16 protein-coding genes are annotated in these 16,249 nt (G+C 68.9%); 15 read left to right on the top strand and 1 reads right to left on the bottom strand.

The features are described 5' to 3' along the window. Nucleotides 1-4 precede the first annotated feature (4 nt). The 15 genes from ACJMKZ_RS12705 (at nucleotide 5) to ACJMKZ_RS12635 (ending at nucleotide 15,411) form a co-directional block, all read left to right on the top strand. A complete protein-coding gene (locus ACJMKZ_RS12705; protein ID WP_405233576.1) occupies nucleotides 5-1,471 on the top strand; it encodes an NAD(P)H-hydrate dehydratase in 1,467 nt (488 codons plus the stop codon). After that, a complete protein-coding gene (tsaE, locus tag ACJMKZ_RS12700) occupies nucleotides 1,456-1,953 on the top strand; it encodes a tRNA (adenosine(37)-N6)-threonylcarbamoyltransferase complex ATPase subunit type 1 TsaE (protein WP_405233575.1) in 498 nt (165 codons plus the stop codon). Before ACJMKZ_RS12705 ends, tsaE begins: the two co-directional genes overlap by 16 nt. 145 nt (nucleotides 1,954-2,098) lie before the next feature. Then, nucleotides 2,099-3,385 carry an N-acetylmuramoyl-L-alanine amidase gene (locus tag ACJMKZ_RS12695; protein ID WP_405233574.1) on the top strand — a complete coding sequence of 429 codons (1,287 nt, stop codon included), beginning with the start codon at nucleotides 2,099-2,101 and terminating at the stop codon, nucleotides 3,383-3,385. Between the two features lie 100 nt (nucleotides 3,386-3,485). Next, nucleotides 3,486-5,282, top strand: a complete 1,797-nt coding sequence (gene mutL / locus ACJMKZ_RS12690; RefSeq protein WP_405233573.1) for a DNA mismatch repair endonuclease MutL — start codon at nucleotides 3,486-3,488, stop codon at nucleotides 5,280-5,282. Nucleotides 5,283-5,329: 47 nt separating this feature from the next. Continuing rightward, nucleotides 5,330-6,250, top strand: a complete 921-nt coding sequence (miaA, locus tag ACJMKZ_RS12685) for a tRNA (adenosine(37)-N6)-dimethylallyltransferase MiaA (protein ID WP_405233572.1) — start codon at nucleotides 5,330-5,332, stop codon at nucleotides 6,248-6,250. Nucleotides 6,251-6,380: 130 nt separating this feature from the next. Beyond that, nucleotides 6,381-6,626, top strand: a complete 246-nt coding sequence (gene hfq, locus ACJMKZ_RS12680; protein ID WP_405222396.1) for an RNA chaperone Hfq — start codon at nucleotides 6,381-6,383, stop codon at nucleotides 6,624-6,626. A 32-nt stretch (nucleotides 6,627-6,658) separates the two neighbouring features. Next, the gene (gene hflX / locus ACJMKZ_RS12675; RefSeq protein WP_405233571.1) at nucleotides 6,659-7,984 is read left to right on the top strand and encodes a ribosome rescue GTPase HflX; all 1,326 of its coding nucleotides are present in this window, start codon (nucleotides 6,659-6,661) and stop codon (nucleotides 7,982-7,984) included. A 26-nt stretch (nucleotides 7,985-8,010) separates the two neighbouring features. Beyond that, entirely contained in the window at nucleotides 8,011-9,156 is a 1,146-nt protein-coding gene (hflK, locus tag ACJMKZ_RS12670; RefSeq protein ID WP_405233570.1) for an FtsH protease activity modulator HflK, read from the top strand. Next, nucleotides 9,156-10,031, top strand: coding sequence for a protease modulator HflC (gene hflC / locus ACJMKZ_RS12665; protein WP_405233569.1), 876 nt, complete (start codon nucleotides 9,156-9,158; stop codon nucleotides 10,029-10,031). Before hflK ends, hflC begins: the two co-directional genes overlap by 1 nt. Nucleotides 10,032-10,092: 61 nt before the next feature. Next, a complete protein-coding gene (locus ACJMKZ_RS12660) occupies nucleotides 10,093-10,284 on the top strand; it encodes a DUF2065 domain-containing protein (RefSeq protein ID WP_405233568.1) in 192 nt (63 codons plus the stop codon). A 31-nt stretch (nucleotides 10,285-10,315) separates the two neighbouring features. Then, nucleotides 10,316-11,608, top strand: coding sequence for an adenylosuccinate synthase (locus ACJMKZ_RS12655; RefSeq protein ID WP_405233567.1), 1,293 nt, complete (start codon nucleotides 10,316-10,318; stop codon nucleotides 11,606-11,608). Nucleotides 11,609-11,619: 11 nt separating this feature from the next. Next, on the top strand, nucleotides 11,620-11,928 hold the full coding sequence (locus ACJMKZ_RS12650; protein WP_405233566.1) for a GNAT family N-acetyltransferase: 309 nt from the start codon (nucleotides 11,620-11,622) through the stop codon (nucleotides 11,926-11,928). A 30-nt stretch (nucleotides 11,929-11,958) separates the two neighbouring features. Beyond that, on the top strand, nucleotides 11,959-13,029 hold the full coding sequence (locus tag ACJMKZ_RS12645; protein WP_405233565.1) for a patatin-like phospholipase family protein: 1,071 nt from the start codon (nucleotides 11,959-11,961) through the stop codon (nucleotides 13,027-13,029). Between the two features lie 112 nt (nucleotides 13,030-13,141). Further along, complete coding sequence (locus ACJMKZ_RS12640) at nucleotides 13,142-14,869, top strand: OPT family oligopeptide transporter (protein ID WP_405233564.1); 1,728 nt, start codon at nucleotides 13,142-13,144, stop codon at nucleotides 14,867-14,869. Next, nucleotides 14,866-15,411 (top strand): hypothetical protein, encoded by a 546-nt coding sequence (locus ACJMKZ_RS12635; RefSeq protein WP_405233563.1) that lies wholly within the window; start codon nucleotides 14,866-14,868, stop codon nucleotides 15,409-15,411. The genes ACJMKZ_RS12640 and ACJMKZ_RS12635 overlap by 4 nt, the downstream gene beginning before the upstream one ends. Before the next feature lie 10 nt (nucleotides 15,412-15,421). On the opposite strand, the gene ACJMKZ_RS12630 is transcribed toward ACJMKZ_RS12635, so the two are convergent. Next, nucleotides 15,422-16,204, bottom strand: coding sequence for an SDR family NAD(P)-dependent oxidoreductase (locus ACJMKZ_RS12630; RefSeq protein ID WP_405233562.1), 783 nt, complete (start codon nucleotides 16,202-16,204; stop codon nucleotides 15,422-15,424). Between the last annotated feature and the right edge of the window lie 45 nt (nucleotides 16,205-16,249).

Here is a 16,249-nt window from a genome sequence, read left to right as displayed (position 1 = left end):
GCCGATGACAGTCTACGACGCCGAGGGCGTGCGCGCGCTGGACCGCTGCGCGATCGAGCGCCAGGGCATTCCCGGTTACACGCTCATGTGCCGCGCCGGCACAGCGCTGCTCACTGCCCTGGAGGCGGAGTTCCCGTCGGCGAACCGCCTGCTGGTGGTCTGCGGGGCGGGCAACAATGCGGGCGACGGCTACGTGCTGGCCCGGCTGGCCCGGGAAGAGGGCTACCACGTGGTGGTCGCCGCCCTGGTGCCGCCGTCGTCGCTCGGCGGCGATGCTGCCCGTGCCTGGCAGGACTTCGCGGCGGACGGCCGCGAGGCCGTGGAATGGAATCCGGAGCTGCTGGCAGAGGCGGACCTCGTGGTCGACGCCATCCTGGGTACCGGCCTGACGCGGGACGTCGAAGGTCGCTTCGCGGCGGCCGTCGATGCCATCAACCAGGCCGATCCGCCGGTCCTCGCCGTGGACATCCCCTCGGGGCTCGATGCGGACGACGGGCGCATCCGCGGTACCGCCGTAGAGGCCGATGTCACGGTGACCTTCGTCGGCCTGAAGGCCGGGCTCGTCACCGGCGCCGGTCCGGATCTCTGCGGCCGGCTGCGCTACTCCGGTCTCGACCTGCCCGCCGAGTGCGCGGACGCGGCCGAGCCCGTGCTGCGGCGGCTGAGCGGGACCACGCTGGCTCTCCTCCTGCCACGGCGCCCGCGCACCGCGCACAAGGGGCTTTTCGGGCACCTGCTTGTCGTGGGCGGCTCGCCCGGTATGGGTGGTGCCGTGCGGCTGGCGGGCGAGGCCGCGCTGCGCACCGGTGCCGGCCTCGTAACCATCGCCACTCACCCCGGCCATGCCGCTGTCATCACCGCCGGGCGGCCCGAGCTCATGTGCCGCGGCGTGGAGCGGGGCGATGACCTGGAGCCGCTGATCTCCCGCGCGACCCACCTGGCCCTCGGGCCCGGGCTGGGTACCGGGGACTGGAGCCGGGCGATGTTCGCGGCGGCGCTGGCTTCGGGCCTGCCGGCGGTTCTGGATGCAGACGCGCTCAACCTGCTGGCGGAGGCGCCGCAGCGCAACGATCACTGGATACTGACCCCCCATCCCGGCGAGGCAGGGCGGTTGCTCGCGACCGGCAGCGCCGAGGTGCAGGCCGGGCGGACGGCGGCGGCGGCGGCCATCAGCGAGCGCTACGGCGGCGTCGCGGTGCTGAAGGGCGCCGGCACCCTCGTGGCGGCCGGCGACGGCGGACCGCCTTCGATCTGCACCGACGGCAATCCGGGCATGGCTTCGCCGGGCATGGGCGACGTGCTGACGGGCATCGTGGGCGCGCTCCTGGCCCAGGGCGTCGAGGCCCGCAGCGCGGCGGAGGCCGGCGTACTGGTGCATGCGCTTGCCGGCGACGCCGCGGCCCGCGGCGGCGAACGCGGCCTGGTCGCCGGAGACCTCATCGCCGGGATACGGGCGTGGGTGAATCCCTGACCGTCGAGCTGGCGGAACTGCCGGATAGGGCGGCCACCGAGGCACTGGGCGGCGCGCTGGCCCGCGCGCTGCGCGGGCTGGGTGAGACCGGTTGCCTGATCCTGTTGCAGGGCGAACTCGGCGCCGGCAAGACCACCCTCGTGCGCGGGCTGCTGCGGGCGGCCGGGCACACGGGGCCCGTGCCCAGTCCCACGTATACGCTGGTCGAACCCTACGAGATCGACGGCCAGCGCCTCTTCCACCTGGATCTGTACCGCATCGCGGATGCGCAGGAACTCGAGTATCTCGGCTGGCGGGACATGGAAGGCGCGATCTCGCTGGTGGAATGGCCGGAGCGGGCGCCGGATCTGGCGGCTGCAGCCGACCTCGTGATCAGGCTGACCCACGCCGACGCCGGCCGGCGCGCCCGTATAGAGGCGGTGACTCCCACCGGCGCGATCCTCGCGGGGGCCATGGAACAGACGATTTCCCACTTCAAGTAATCGCCGTATCTGGCTGGTTATCCAGCGAAAAACCCCTTGGAATTCCGGTCCGGATGAGTATACTGGGTCGGCCTTATGTCGATTGCGCACGGCGACCGGGTTTATGCAGCGAGCGGGGATTCCATTTTTCTATTCAGTGATCTGCGTGGCCCTGTGCCTGCTGACCGTACCCGCGTCCTCCGCCACCGTTGAAGACATCCGTCTGTGGTCGGAGGACGGCAAGACCCGCGTCGTCCTCGATCTCAGCGCGCCGGCCGACCACACGCTGTTCACGCTGCCCCGGCCCGACCGGGTGGTGGTCGACGTGCGCAACAGCCGGCTCGCCGAACGGCTGGCCACGCTGCCGCAGGGCACGGGCTACGTCCGCGGCATCCGGGCCGCGCGGCGCGATGGCGAGGACCTGCGCATCGTCCTCGACCTGGAGCGTTCCGTGCGTCCGCACAGTTTCAGCGCCGGACCGTATGGCCGCTACGGCGACCGCCTGGTCATCGACCTGGCGGAGACCGGCATCCCGGAGCCCGTGAAGACTGTGCGCCCGCGCCCCGACGCCAAGCCCCGGGATCTGGTGATCGCCGTTGATCCCGGCCACGGCGGGCGCGATCCCGGCGCCATCGGCCAGGGCCGGACCCGTGAGAAGGACGTCGTGCTCGCCATCGGCCGCAAGCTCGCCGCGAGGATCGACGCAGAGCCCGGCATGCGCGCCGTGCTCGTGCGCAAGGACGACAGTCTGATCCCGCTGCGAGAGCGCATGGAGTACGCGCGGCGACACCGCGCCGACCTGTTCGTCTCCATCCATGCGGATGCCGTGCGGGACAAGCGTGCGCGGGGCTCCTCAGTGTGGGTGCTGTCGTTGAAAGGAGCGAGCGACGAGGCGGCCCACCGGCTCGCCGAGCAGAACAACACCCACCTGATCGGCGGCGTCGCGCTGTCCGACAAGGACGAAGATCTGGCCTCGGTGCTGCTGGACCTGTCCCAGAACGCCTCGCTGGGCGCCAGCATGGAGGTGGGCAAGAAGGTCATCGACGAGCTGGCCAAGGTGGGCACCGTGCACAAGCGCAGCGTGCAGCAGGCCGGCTTCGCCGTGCTGAAATCACCGGACGTGCCGTCCATCCTGGTCGAGACGGCGTTCATCTCGAATCCCAGCGAGGAGCGCAAGCTGAAGGACCGGAATCATCAGGACCGGCTGGCCGACGCCATCCTCGGCGGTATCCGCAACTACTTCTACGCCAACCCGCCGCCGGACTCCTGGGTGGCGCAGGCCGTCCGCGACGGCCGCGAGCCCGAGGTCAAGCACGTGATATCCCGCGGCGACACGCTGAGCGAGATCGCGACTCGATACAACGTGAGCGTCTCCTCGATCCGCGCCGTCAACAATCTCGCCGGCGACCGGATCCGCATAGGCCAGGTGTTGCGCATCCCCTCCGACGGCTGACCCGCCGGTCCCGGCGCCCCGGGCCGCTCGCCTGGCGGCCGGTCGGAGCTTTGTGACAGAATCCCGGCACGGGCCAACGGTTGCGCCCGGCACCCGCATTATGGCCATCCGAGTACTGCCCGAACACCTGGTGAACCAGATCGCCGCCGGCGAGGTCGTCGAGCGGCCGGCTTCCGTGGTCAAGGAACTGGTGGAGAACAGCCTCGACGCTGGCGCCAGCCGCATCGAGGTGGACATCGAGGCCGGCGGCGCGCGCCTGATCCGGGTGCGGGACGACGGTGCCGGCATCCCGGAGGCCGAGGTGGGGCTCGCACTCGCCCGGCACGCCACCAGCAAAATCGACAGTCTGGACGATCTCGAGGCCGTCGCCTCGCTCGGTTTCCGCGGCGAAGCGCTGCCGAGTATCGCCTCGGTGTCACGCCTGTCGCTGACTTCCCGCGCGGCGGGCGCCGGGACCGCGTGGCGGGTCGGTGCCGACAACGGTGCCGTGTCGGAGCCGGTCCCGGCGGCGCATCCGGAAGGTACTACCGTCGAGGTTCGGGACCTGTTCTTCAATACGCCGGCGCGGCGGCGGTTCCTGCGCACCGAGAAGACCGAATTCCAGCATATCGACCGGGCGCTGCGCCGGCTCGCGCTGTCCCGCTTCGACATCCAGTTCACGCTGACCCACAACGGGCGCAGCGTGATGCATCTGCCCGCCGCGACGGACGGCGCCGGCCGGCTGCGGCGACTGTCCCAGGTGCTGGGCGAACGTTTCGCGGCGGAGTGCATCGAGGTGGAGCGCGAGGCACAGGGCATCGCCCTGGCCGGCTGGCTGGCCCTGCCGACCTATTCCCGCAGCCAGGCCGATCTGCAATACAGCTACGTGAACGGGCGCGCGGTGCGCGACAAGGTACTCATGCATGCCGTGCGCCACGGTTACAGGGACGTGCTCTTCCACGGCCGCCACCCGGCCTACGTCATCAGCGTCAGCCTGGACCCGGCGCGGGTGGATGCGAATGCCCATCCCGCCAAGCACGAGGTGCGCTTCCGCGATTCGCGCAGCGTGCACGAATTCGTCTTCCGCAGCATCGAGGAGGCGCTGGCCGGAACCCGCCCCGGCGCGCGCCCCGGTGCCGCGGCTGTCGCTTCCCCGGCGACACTCAGGGAGTTCCGGCAGTCGGCCATGCCACTGACGGCCGCCGAGTGGCCGGCGCGGGCGGCGGGCGCCGCAGAGCCGCTGGCCGCCTATGCGGCGCTGGCCGGCAAAGACCAGTCCGGCGCGGCGGCGAGGGAGGCGGAGACCGGGACGCCGTCTCCGGCCGCCGGCTCCGTGCCGCCGCTCGGCTATGCACTGGCGCAGCTGCATGGCGTCTACATCCTCGCCGAGAACGCCGACGGGCTTATTCTGGTCGACATGCATGCCGCCCACGAGCGCATCACCTACGAGCGTCTGAAGCGGGCTTTCGCCGACCGCAACGTGGTGCGCCAACCGCTGCTGGTGCCCCGGGCGGTGGAGGTCTCCCGGGCCGAAGCCGATCTGGCCGAGCACCACGCGGAAGAGTTCCGTGAAGTCGGCCTGGTGCTGGATCGCCACGGGCCGGAGTCGGTCGTGATCCGGGAGATCCCGACGCTGCTCGCTGCCTCTGCGGCGGAGGAGCTGGTCCGTGACGTCCTGGCGGACCTGGCCGAGCACGGCACCAGCGGCCGCGTCGCCGGCCACGTGGACGAGCTGCTCGCCACCATGGCCTGTCACCACTCGGTGCGGGCCAACCGCTCCATGACCGTACCGGAGATGAATGCCCTGCTGCGCGCCATGGAGACCACCGATCGCGCCGATCAGTGCAATCACGGGCGGCCGACCTGGACCGCGCTGGGCCTGCGCGAGCTGGATCGGCTGTTCCTGCGCGGGCAGTGACTCGCGCCGGCGCGGAGCGCTCGTCGGGCGGGCCCGTGATCTGCCTGATGGGGCAGACCGCGGCCGGGAAGACGGACATCGCCGTGGAACTCGCGCGCCGCCTGCCCGTGGATATCGTGAGCGTCGATTCGGCGATGGTGTACCGGGGCATGGACATCGGCACCGCAAAGCCCCCGCCCGGCGTGCTGGCCGAGACGCCCCATCGGCTGATCGACATCCGCGAACCGGAGGAGACCTATTCGGCGGGCGAATTCCGGCGTGATGCGCTGCGCGCGATCGGCGAGATCCGCGGGGCGGGCCGCATCCCCCTGCTGGTAGGCGGCACCATGCTCTATTTCCGGGCACTCACCCGGGGCCTGTCCGAGCTGCCCGGCCGGGACCCGGCCGTACGGGCGGCCATCGACGCGCGTGCGCGTGCGCAGGGCTGGCCCGCGCTGCACGAGGAACTGGCACGGGTCGATCCGGCGACGGCGGCGCGCGTCGCGCCCGGCGATGCGCAGCGCATCCAGCGGGCTCTCGAGGTCTGGCAGCTGAGCGGACGGCCGCTGTCCGACTGGCACCGGGAGCCGGCACCGTCGACGGCTGCCGGGCGCTTCATCCGCATTGCGCTGGTGTTCGGGGATCGGGACGTGCTTAGGGAGCGGATCCGCCTGCGGCTGGAGGCGATGCTCGAGGCCGGCTTCGCCGCCGAGGTCGAGGCACTGCTGGCCCGGCCCGGGCTCGGCGCCGATGCGCCGGCGCTGCGTGCGGTCGGCTACCGGCAGCTGGCGCGCTACCTGTGCGGCGATATGACACTCGCAGAGGCCCGCCGGGAAGCGGAAGTGGCGACGGCCCGTCTCGCCAAGCGTCAGCACACCTGGATCCGCGGGGACGACGATGCGGAATGTCTGGACCCCCTTGATCCTGCCGTGCCAGGCCGCATATCCGCAGCGATTGAGGCAATTATCGGTTGTCCCGACGGGCCCTGACCCGCGGCGGCCTGTGGTATGCTTCGCCGGGGCCTGCTTGGGTTGAGGCATCCGCAGCGGTTCGCCCGCGTCCCGTACGCGACGGTGGGCAGGAGCCGGCGGGGCAACGATAACAATAAGGAGTACGAGGATGGCCAAGGGCCAGTCTTTGCAAGATCCGTTTCTTAATATCCTGCGCAGGGAAAAGGTGCCGGTATCCATCTATCTGGTGAATGGCATCAAGCTGCAGGGACAGATCGATTCGTTCGATCAGTTTGTCGTATTGCTGAAGAACAGTGTCAATCAGATGGTGTACAAACACGCCATCTCGACGGTCGTACCGTCGCGCAACGTCCGCCTCCCTGCTGCCGACGAAGGTGGGGATGACGCCGACTGAGCGGAGCAGCACGTTCTCCCCGGAGGTTCCACTTGTTTGAACGCCCGAAGAGCGGCGAGCGTGCGATTCTGGTCAATGTTGAGTTCGGCGCCCGGCCGGACCCGGAGGAGTGCCAGGAGCTCAGGGAGCTCGCGCTGTCGGCCGGTGCCGACGTGCTCGACATCGTCGACGTCTCCCGGCGCTCGCCAGAACCCCGCTTCCTGATCGGCAGCGGCAAGGTCGACGAGCTGGCCGATCGCGTCGCCGGAGAATGCGCCGAACTCGTGATCTTCGGTCACGATCTCTCGCCGAGCCAGGAGCGCAATCTGGAGAGCCGGCTGCGCTGTCGCGTGCTGGATCGCACCGGCCTGATCCTGGACATCTTCGCGCAGCGTGCGCGCTCACACGAAGGCAAGCTGCAGGTGGAACTCGCCCAGCTTCGCCACATCGCCACCCGGCTGGTCCGGGGCTGGACTCACCTGGAGCGTCAGAAGGGCGGCATCGGACTGCGCGGGCCGGGCGAGACCCAGCTCGAGACCGACCGCCGGCTGATCCAGGACCGCATCCGGCGCATCCGGGCCCGGCTGGAGAAGGTGGACAGCCAGCGCGAGCTCGGCCGGCGCAACCGCCTGCGCGGCGAGGTGCCGACGGTCGCACTGGTGGGTTACACCAATGCCGGCAAGTCGACGCTGTTCAACCGGCTGACGGAAGCCCGGGTCTACGCGGCGGACCAGCTGTTCGCCACGCTGGATCCCACGCTGAGGCGCCTCGAGTTGCCCGACGCCAGCGAGGTCGTGCTGGCCGATACGGTGGGTTTCGTGCGCGATCTGCCCCACGAACTCGTCGCCGCATTCCGCTCGACGCTGAAGGAGACCCGGGATGCGAGCCTGATCCTCCACGTCATCGACGCCAGCGATCCGCAGCGCCTGCCGCGTATCCGTCAGGTCAACGAGGTGCTGGAGCAGATCGGCGCGCGGGATGTGCCCCAGATCAGGGTGTACAATAAGATCGATATTCTCGGGCGCCGGCCGCGGCTGGAGTCCGACGATGATGGCGATCCACGCGGTGTCTGGCTCTCCGCCCGCACGGGGGAGGGGCTGGATTTGCTGCTGGAAGCTCTCCGGGTAAAGTTCCGTTCCCGCCGGGTAAGCGGCAGGCTGCGGCTCGCGCCATCGGAAGGGCGCCAGCGCTCCGTGCTCTATGGTGCGGGCGCCGTGCTGGAGGAGGAGCCCGCCGAGGACGGCGGCTGGTGGCTGGAGCTGGACATGGATGCGACAGATTTCGCCCGCTTCTGTGCCCATGAGAATATCGCCGGGGACCGCCTCGAGCCTCACGGTGAGGAAGACGGGGCGGGCGTCGAACAACGTGCGGCGTCGTGACGCCGGCAGAGGGTTGAACGAAACACATGGCCTGGAACGAATCTGGTAAGGGCGACGATCCCAAGGACCCCTGGGGGCGGGATCAGGGCCCGAACGACCTCGACAAGATCATCCGCGACTGGCAACGCCGGCTGCGGGCCGCGTTCGGCGGCAAGGGCGGCGGTGGCGGCGGCGGCACGGCGGGCAGCAATACCGGCATCGCCCTGATCGTCGTGCTGGCGCTGGTCGCCTGGGGGCTCACGGGCCTGTACCGCGTCGACGAGGCCGAACGCGGCCTGGTACTGCGCTTCGGCGACTATCAGGCGACGACCATGCCAGGGCTGCACTGGCATATCCCGTATCCCGTCGAGACGGTGGAGAAGGTGAATGTCGGCGCGGTCAGCCGCTTCGAGCAGACCTCGCAGATGCTCACCGGCGACGAGAACTTCGTGCTGGTGGATCTGGCCGTCCAGTACCGCAGGATCGACCCGATCGCCTTCCGGTTCAATGTGCGCAATGCCGACGAGACGCTGGACGAGGTGAGCGAGAGCGCCATCCGGGAGGTCGTCGGCAAGAGCACGCTGGACGAGATCCTGCTCGAGAACCAGGCGGAGATCGCCGACCGCACCCAGGAGCTCATCCAGCGCACACTAGACCTGTATGAGGCCGGAATCAGCGTGATCTCCGTCAATCTGCAGAAGGTGCAGTTTCCCAACCAGGTGAGGGATGCCGTCCAGGATGCGGTCAAGGCGCGGGAGGACAAGGAGCGCCTGCGTCTGGAGGCAGAAGCCTACCGTAACGACATCATCCCGCGGGCGCGGGGTCAGGCCGCGCGCATGCGCGAGGACGCCCTTGCTTACAGGGACCGGCTGATCGCCAACGCGGAAGGTGAGGCGGCCCGCTTCGAGCTGCTGCTGGCGGAATATCAGGCGGCGCCGGAGGTGACCCGGGAGCGCCTCTACATCGAATCCATCGAGGACGTGCTGCAACGTTCCAACAAGATCCTGCTGGACGCCGAGGGCAGCGGCAATCTGCTGTATCTGCCGATCGACAAACTATTGCAACGTCAGGCCCGCGGCGCTGAGGGAGACGGCGGTTCCACGGCGCAGTCGACGACGAATTCGCTGTCGCAGATGCGAGAGCAAAGCGATCCCAGAAACCGCGACGACCCCCGCGCCAGGAGGACCCGCTGATGAGTAACGCCCGATTCATCGTCGTCATTATCCTCGGTCTGGCACTGGTGATCCTCGGCCTTTCGGTCTTCACCGTCGACGAGCGCGAGTATGCGCTCAAGTTCCGGTTCGGCGAGGTCATCGCTTCCGATTACGAGCCCGGCCTGCATGTCAAAATGCCGATCGTCAACAACGTCCGGAAGTTCCCGCGGCAGATCCTGACGCTGAACAATCCACCCGAGGAAGTGATTACCGCGGAGAAGAAATCCGTGTTCGTGGACTTTTTCGTGAAGTGGCGCATCCGGGATGCGAGGCAGTACTACGTGTCCACGGGCGGCAATGAGGTGATCGCCACGGGCCGCCTGCTGGAGATTCTCAAGGCCGATCTGCGAAACGAGTTCGCCAAGCGAACGGTGCGCCAGGTGGTCTCCCTGGAGCGTACCGTGCTCATGGACGACATAGTGGTCGCCGCGGCGGAGACGGCGACCGAGTTCGGGATCGAACTGGTCGACGTGCGGGTGAAGCGGATCGAGTTCTCCGAGGACGTGGCGGAGTCGGTGTACCGGCGCATGCGCCAGGAGCGCGCGACGGTGGCCACCGAGCTGCGCGCCGAAGGCGCCGAGGAGGCTGAACGCATGCGCGCCGATGCCGATCGCCAACGCACGATTCTTATCGCCGAGGCGAACCGGGAGGCGCAGCGGATCCGCGGTGAGGGCGACGCGATTTCCGCAGAGGTCTATGCCCGCGCCTTCGATCGGGACAGGGAGTTCTATGCGTTCTATCGCAGCATCCAGGCCTATCGGAACTCGATAGGCCTGACCGGCGACCTGCTGGTGCTGGACCCCGACGGCGACTTCTTCCGTTACCTGAACGACGCCGGCGGCGCCCAGCGCTGACCGGCCGCCGGTGCCCGCTGTACCCGGGCAGCGCCGCTGAGCGCCCGAACGGAGACGCCGCATGCAATGGAGTGATCTCTGGGCGGCATTCGCCCTGTATCTCGTGCTCGAGGGGCTGCTGCCTTTCGCCAGCCCGCGCCGCTGGCGCGAGGCGCTGGTCGCCATCGCCGAACTCGACGACGGCAGTATCCGCCGGATAGGTCTGGTCAGCATGGTCGCCGGGCTTGTGCTGCTGTACTTCGTACGGTACTGAATAGGCCTCACAACCGGGGACAACGAACATCATGGGCAGAAACGTAGTCGTCATCGGCACCCAGTGGGGCGACGAGGGCAAGGGCAAGATCGTCGACCTGCTGACCGACCGGGCCGCGGCCGTCGCGCGATTCCAGGGCGGCCACAATGCGGGTCACACGCTCGTGATTGGCGCCGAGAAGACCGTGCTGCACCTGATCCCTTCCGGCATTCTCAGGGAGGGCGTCCAGTGCCTGATCGGCAACGGTGTCGTCCTGTCCATGGACGCGCTGATCGAGGAGGCCTCGGCCCTGATCGAGCGCGGCGTGCCGGTGTACGAGCGCCTGCGGGTGAGTCCCTCCTGCCCCCTGATACTGCCGTCCCACGTCGCGCTGGACCGCGCGCGGGAGAAGGCGCGGGGCGCGGCAGCCATCGGCACCACCGGCCGCGGCATCGGTCCGGCCTACGAGGACAAGGTGGCGCGCAGGGCGCTGCGCGTCTCGGACCTCTACATGCGCGAGCAGTTCGCCTCGAGACTCGGCGAGGTACTGGACTACCACAACTTCGTCCTGAAGCATTATTTCAACGCGGCCACGGTGGACTTCACCGAGACGCTGGACCGGGCGCTCGAGCTCGCCGAGACCATCGCGCCGCTCACGGCCGACGTGACCCGCATCCTGCAGGAACTGACCGAGGCCGGCGAGAGCGTCCTGTTCGAGGGGGCCCAGGGCGCCATGCTCGACATCGACCACGGAACCTACCCGTTCGTTACTTCCTCGAACACGGTGGCGGCAGCAGCCAGCACCGGCACCGGCATCGGCCCGCGCTCCATCGACTATGTGCTGGGCATCGTAAAGGCCTACACCACCCGCGTGGGGGCGGGCCCGTTCCCGACCGAGTTGTTCGACGACCAGGGCCAGCGCATGGCGAAGGTGGGCGCGGAGTTCGGCGCTACGACGGGGCGCCCGCGCCGGGTAGGCTGGTTCGACGCGGTGGCCCTGAAGCGCTCCATCTTCAACAACAGCGTCGCGGGCCTTTGCGTCACCAAGCTGGACGTGCTGGACGGCATGGAGACCATCCGCGTCTGCACCGGCTATCGCATCGGCGACGACACCATCGATACCCCGCCGGTCGCGGTGGACCGGTATGCCGACATCGAGCCCGTCTACGAGGACATGCCCGGATGGACGGAATCCACGGTGGGCATCACCGACTACGATGCGCTGCCGGCGAATGCCCGGAGTTATCTCGCGCGCATCGAGGCGATCGTGGGTACGCCCATCGACATCATCTCCACCGGCGCCGACCGGGAGCAGACCATCGTACTGAGACACCCTTTCGACTGAGCGAGGAACCGATGGCAGACAGCAATGCCGACCGCAGACCGGAGGTCGAGGTCACCCACAACACGGCCGAACACCGTTTCGAGACCGAAGTGGACGGCCATCTCGCGTACGCCGATTACGAGATGGACGGCGACGTGATGCATTTCACGAGCACGCAGGTGCCGGAGGCGATCGGCGGCCGCGGCATCGCGGGCCGGCTGGTGCGAACGGGCATGGACTACGCCCGGGAACACGGCCACGGCGTGGTGCCGGCCTGCTCCTACGTCGCGGCGTGGCTGGAGCGTCATCCCGAGTACGAGGATCTGCGCGCCGCGGGCTGACGGGCCGCGCGGCGGATCAGGAACGGTCTCTTGGCGGGACGTGCACTGCGATTCCTGGCCGGCCCGGGTGCGTTGGCGGAGATCCGCGAGCGCGGCCTCGACCCGGAGCGAATTCGTCTGCTGGCGGGCGCCTCCGGCGGCGCAAAATGGCTGGTCCTGTACGGCCTGGACCGGGTCATCATGCGCGAGCTGCTGCCGCGACTGCGCGGGCCGGTCCACCTCATCGGGTCGTCGATAGGCACCTGGCGTTTCGCCTGCTACGCCCAGTCGGATCCGCTGGCGGCGATCGACCGCCTGCGTGACGGCTACATCTACCAGCACTACAGCGACCGGCCGGACCGAGCGGAGATCACGGCGAAGAGCCGGGAGATACTCGGTCACGCGCTGGGGCCCGGCGGGCCGCGGGAGATCCTCTCGCATCCGGTGCTGCGCACCCACGTGATGACCGCGCGTGCCCACGGACCGGCGGCTTCGGAGCGCGGGGCGATGCTGACGGCGGGCCTGGCGCTCGCTGCCGCCGGCAATCTTCTGAGCCGACGCACTCTGCGGGCGTTCTTCAGCCGCGCCCTGTTCAGCGATCCCCGGGAGGAGCCGCCGTTCCTGCACGCCGACGATTTCCCGCTGCGGGTGCACACACTCACCGAGGAGAACCTGGCGCCGGCGATCCTGGCGAGCGGGGCCATCCCGCTGGTGATCGAGGGCGTGCGCGACATCGCCGGCGGCGTGCCCGGTGTCTATCGCGACGGCGGCATCATCGACTATCACCTCGACATGCCGTTGTCCGCGGTCGACGGCATCGCGCTCTATGCCCATTTCTATCCCCACGTCATCCCGGGCTGGTTCGACAAGCGCCTCTCCTGGCGTCGCCCCGCGCGGGAGCACATGGACCGCGTGCTGCTAATGGCGCCCTCCGACGATTTCGTCGCCGGCCTGCCGGGCGGCCGTATACCGGACCGCCACGATTTCCGCCGCTACGATCCGGCCGACCGAGAGCGTCACTGGAAGAGGGCGGTGGCCGAGAGCGAGAGGCTGGGCGACGAATTCGCGGAGGTGATGGAAAAAGGCCTGCCCGCGGAGCGCATCGAGCCGCTGTTGCCCTGAAACCCGGCCCCCGCATGACCCGGACATGACCCACACATGAGCCATGATAGACTCCGCCCCGTGCGGCGTCCGGCACAGGCCTGACAGCGGACCCCGCAGAGGAGCGATGTCCATGAACAATGCCGCAGGACCGGTGCCCATGCACGGTGCCTATCCGGAGCTCTCCTGGCCGGCGGTGATCGTCGGCTGGTTCCTCGGCGTCATCATCGCCATCTCCATAGGTTACGCCGCGCTCATCCTCGGCTTCTCCATCGAGGGCTCGGAACTCGCCGCCATCCTCGGCTTCGGCATCCTGCGCGGCCTGCTGCGCCGGCGCAGCATCATCGAGAACAACATCGCCCAGACCGTGGCCAGCGCGGTGAACGGCGCTTCCTCCGGCATGATGTTCTCCGTGCCGGCGATTTTCATCCTCGGTCACGGCGGCGACTTCAATCCCTACCTCCTCACCTTCGGCTGCATCGCCGGCGCCTATCTGGGCATCGCCTTCATCATCCCGCTCAGGAAGCAGATGATCGACTTCGAGCGGCTGACCTATCCCGGCGGAGTGGCGGTGGCCACCATCCTGAAGTCGCCGGGCGCCGGCGTGCGCAAGGCGGCGATCCTGCTGGGCGCCGCCGCCGTGAGCGCGGCTGTGCATTTCGCCACCCAGTGGACCGGCGTTTCCAACTGGGACCTCGGCTCCCGCCTGGGCATGCCCGAATACATGAACGGGGTCTGGTACCTGTCGTTGCTGACCGTGGGCGTCGCCTTCATCGCGGGCAAGGGCGGCGTCGCCTTCATCATCGGCGGCTTTGTGACCTGGTGGTTCATTGCGCCGATGCTGGCCGCGAACGGCCAGCTGCCGGTCGACCCCGCCACCGGGCAGACCATTACGGACCCGGGCTTCCTGCGCTCCGCGCTGTTCCGGCCCATCGGCATCGGCATGCTGATCGGCGGTGCGGTCATGGGCGTGGTGCTCGCGTTCCCGCTGATCCGCTCGGCGGTGCGTTCCATGCAGAGCGCCTCCAAGGTCGAGTCCGCGGTGTCCAGCGACGAGATGCCGATCAAGCTGCTCTATGGTGCCATCGCGGGTGCCGCGCTGCTGCTCGCAGTCATCGCTGTGTCCTCCACGGAGGCCGTCGGACTCGGCCGGGGCCTGCTGATGGCGCTGCTCGGTACGGTGTGGATCTGGATGGCGGGCGTCATCCTGTCGGAGGCCATCGGGCGCACCAACTGGTCGCCGCTGTCGGGCATGACGCTGATCGGCATCACGCTGCTGATCGTCGCGACCAGCGGCCTGGATCGGGCGGACGCGATCGTCGCCGCCATCATGGTCGGCGCGGCCACCTGCGTGGCCATGTCCCAGGCGACCGACCTGATGCTGGACCTGAAGACGGGGTACCTGGTGGGCGCAACGCCGCGGATGCAGCAGATGGGCCAGTTCATCGGCGCCTGGCTGGGCCCGCTGGTCGTGATCGTGCTGATCTTCGTACTGGACAACGCCTACGGCCTCGGCAGCGAGAAGCTGCCGGCGCCCCAGGCCCAGGCGCTGGCCAGCACGGTGGAGGGTATCCTCGGCGGCGACGTGCCCGTGCAGAAATACGTGGCCGGCGCGGCGCTGGGCGCCATACTCTCCGCGCTCCAGGGCGGTCTCGGCATCACGGTGGGCCTCGGCTTCTACCTGCCATTCAACATCGTGCTGACTTACGCGCTGGGCACGCTGCTGCGGCTGGCCTCGGACCGCAAGCTCGGCCAGCGCTGGAGCGAGGACACCGGCATCCCGATCGCGGCAGGACTCATCGTCGGCGAGGCGCTGGTGGGCGTCGGCTTCGCCATCTACTACGTGGTGGCAGCAGCATGACGCGGTTGGGTTACCTCTTGCTCGCGGCCGGATTTCTGTTCGGCGCCTATTTCGCGTCCACGGACGCCGAGACCACCGAATGGGCCTGGTTCCTGCCGGCCGCGCTCGCAGGGACCGCCGGCGTCGTCATGGTCAAGCGGGCCACCCGCGCCGGGGCGACGGCGGACCATGTGCTGGAGGGCAATCGCCGCGACCTGACCGAGAGCCTGACCGGGATCTGCGCCAACCTGGAGCAGCTGTACGGTGACCGGGACTCCATACCGCCCCACAATATGCGCTTCGAGATCGACCGGCTGTTCCGGGACGACCTCATCCGTTTCGTCGACGCCCGCCACAGCCTGTCCCACCTCTACGGGCTGCAGGTCTATGCGGACGTCATGAGTGAGTTCGCCGCGGGCGAGCGCTATCTCAATCGGGTGTGGTCGGCTTCGGCGGACAACTACGTCGACGAGGTGATGCTCTACCTCGGCAAGGCACGCGATCAGTTCCTGCGGGCGAAGAAGCTGCTGGACGGCATCGTCGAGAACAACGGCACGCGCTGACCCCGGCGCCTCAGAAGACGGTGTAACCGCCGTCCAGCACGATGGTGTCCCCGGTATGGAAGGCGGAGGCGTCGCTGGCCAGATAGGCCGCGATGCCGGCGAAGTCTGCAGGGTCGCCCCAGCCCTTCATCGGCACCCGCGATATCACCTTCTCGTTGAATCGGTTCCACTGCTGGGCGTCTGCCGTGAGTTCGCTGCGCACCCAGCCCGGGCAGACCGTGTTCGCGCGGATCCGGTGCGCCGCGAGTTCGACGGCCATGGCCCGCACCATCGAGACGACCGCCCCCTTGGTGGCGCCGTAGTGCTCGTTGCGCGCGGCGCCGTGGATGGCGGCGGTCGAGGCGATGGCCACCAGCGAGCCGCCCGGCTCGCCGGCCTGTGAGCGCGCCACCATGTGGCGCGCTGCCTCGCGCAGCGTGAAGAAGACGCCGTGCACGTTGACCGCCTCGATGCGCTCGAAATCGGCGGCCGTGATCTCGAACAGATCGCGACGCGGGATGCCCATGCCGGCGTTGGCGATCGCCGCGTCCAGCCGGCCCAATTGTTCGGTAATCCGTCGCACGCCGGCGGCCACGGCGGTCTCCTCGGCGACGTCGATCACGTCGGTCAACACACGGACGCCGGCGGCAGACAGCAGCTCCGCGGCCGACGCATTCTTGTCTTCGTTGCGCCCCCAGATCACCACGTCGGCGCCCTGGCGGGCGCAGCCCTCCGCCATACCCAAACCGATGCCGCCGTTGCCGCCGGTGACGAGTACCACCTTGCCGGTCAGGTCGAACAGGTCTTTCGCCATCCGTTTTCTCCCGCTGTACCTGTCGGGCAGGCTAGCGCCGGGCGC

It is taken from the genome of Lentisalinibacter salinarum, from assembly GCF_040706555.1.
GTDB lineage: Bacteria > Pseudomonadota > Gammaproteobacteria > Steroidobacterales > Woeseiaceae > Lentisalinibacter > Lentisalinibacter salinarum.
Note: the sequence above shows the minus strand (reverse complement) of the source record. Positions and strands in the feature narration are given on the sequence as shown.

Bases quoted from the DNA above. Each gene is read 5' to 3' on its own strand.
- ACJMKZ_RS12705 (WP_405233576.1), top strand. From the start codon at position 5: ATGACAGTCTACGACGCCGAGGGCGTGCGCGCGCTGGACCGCTGCGCG.
- mutL (WP_405233573.1), top strand. From the start codon at position 3,486: ATGGCCATCCGAGTACTGCCCGAACACCTGGTGAACCAGATCGCCGCC.
- miaA (WP_405233572.1), top strand. From the start codon at position 5,330: ATGGGGCAGACCGCGGCCGGGAAGACGGACATCGCCGTGGAACTCGCG.
- hfq (WP_405222396.1), top strand. From the start codon at position 6,381: ATGGCCAAGGGCCAGTCTTTGCAAGATCCGTTTCTTAATATCCTGCGC.
- hflK (WP_405233570.1), top strand. From the start codon at position 8,011: ATGGCCTGGAACGAATCTGGTAAGGGCGACGATCCCAAGGACCCCTGG.
- hflC (WP_405233569.1), top strand. From the start codon at position 9,156: ATGAGTAACGCCCGATTCATCGTCGTCATTATCCTCGGTCTGGCACTG.
- ACJMKZ_RS12660 (WP_405233568.1), top strand. From the start codon at position 10,093: ATGCAATGGAGTGATCTCTGGGCGGCATTCGCCCTGTATCTCGTGCTC.
- ACJMKZ_RS12655 (WP_405233567.1), top strand. From the start codon at position 10,316: ATGGGCAGAAACGTAGTCGTCATCGGCACCCAGTGGGGCGACGAGGGC.
- ACJMKZ_RS12650 (WP_405233566.1), top strand. From the start codon at position 11,620: ATGGCAGACAGCAATGCCGACCGCAGACCGGAGGTCGAGGTCACCCAC.
- ACJMKZ_RS12640 (WP_405233564.1), top strand. From the start codon at position 13,142: ATGAACAATGCCGCAGGACCGGTGCCCATGCACGGTGCCTATCCGGAG.
- ACJMKZ_RS12635 (WP_405233563.1), top strand. From the start codon at position 14,866: ATGACGCGGTTGGGTTACCTCTTGCTCGCGGCCGGATTTCTGTTCGGC.
- ACJMKZ_RS12630 (WP_405233562.1), bottom strand. From the start codon at position 16,204: ATGGCGAAAGACCTGTTCGACCTGACCGGCAAGGTGGTACTCGTCACC.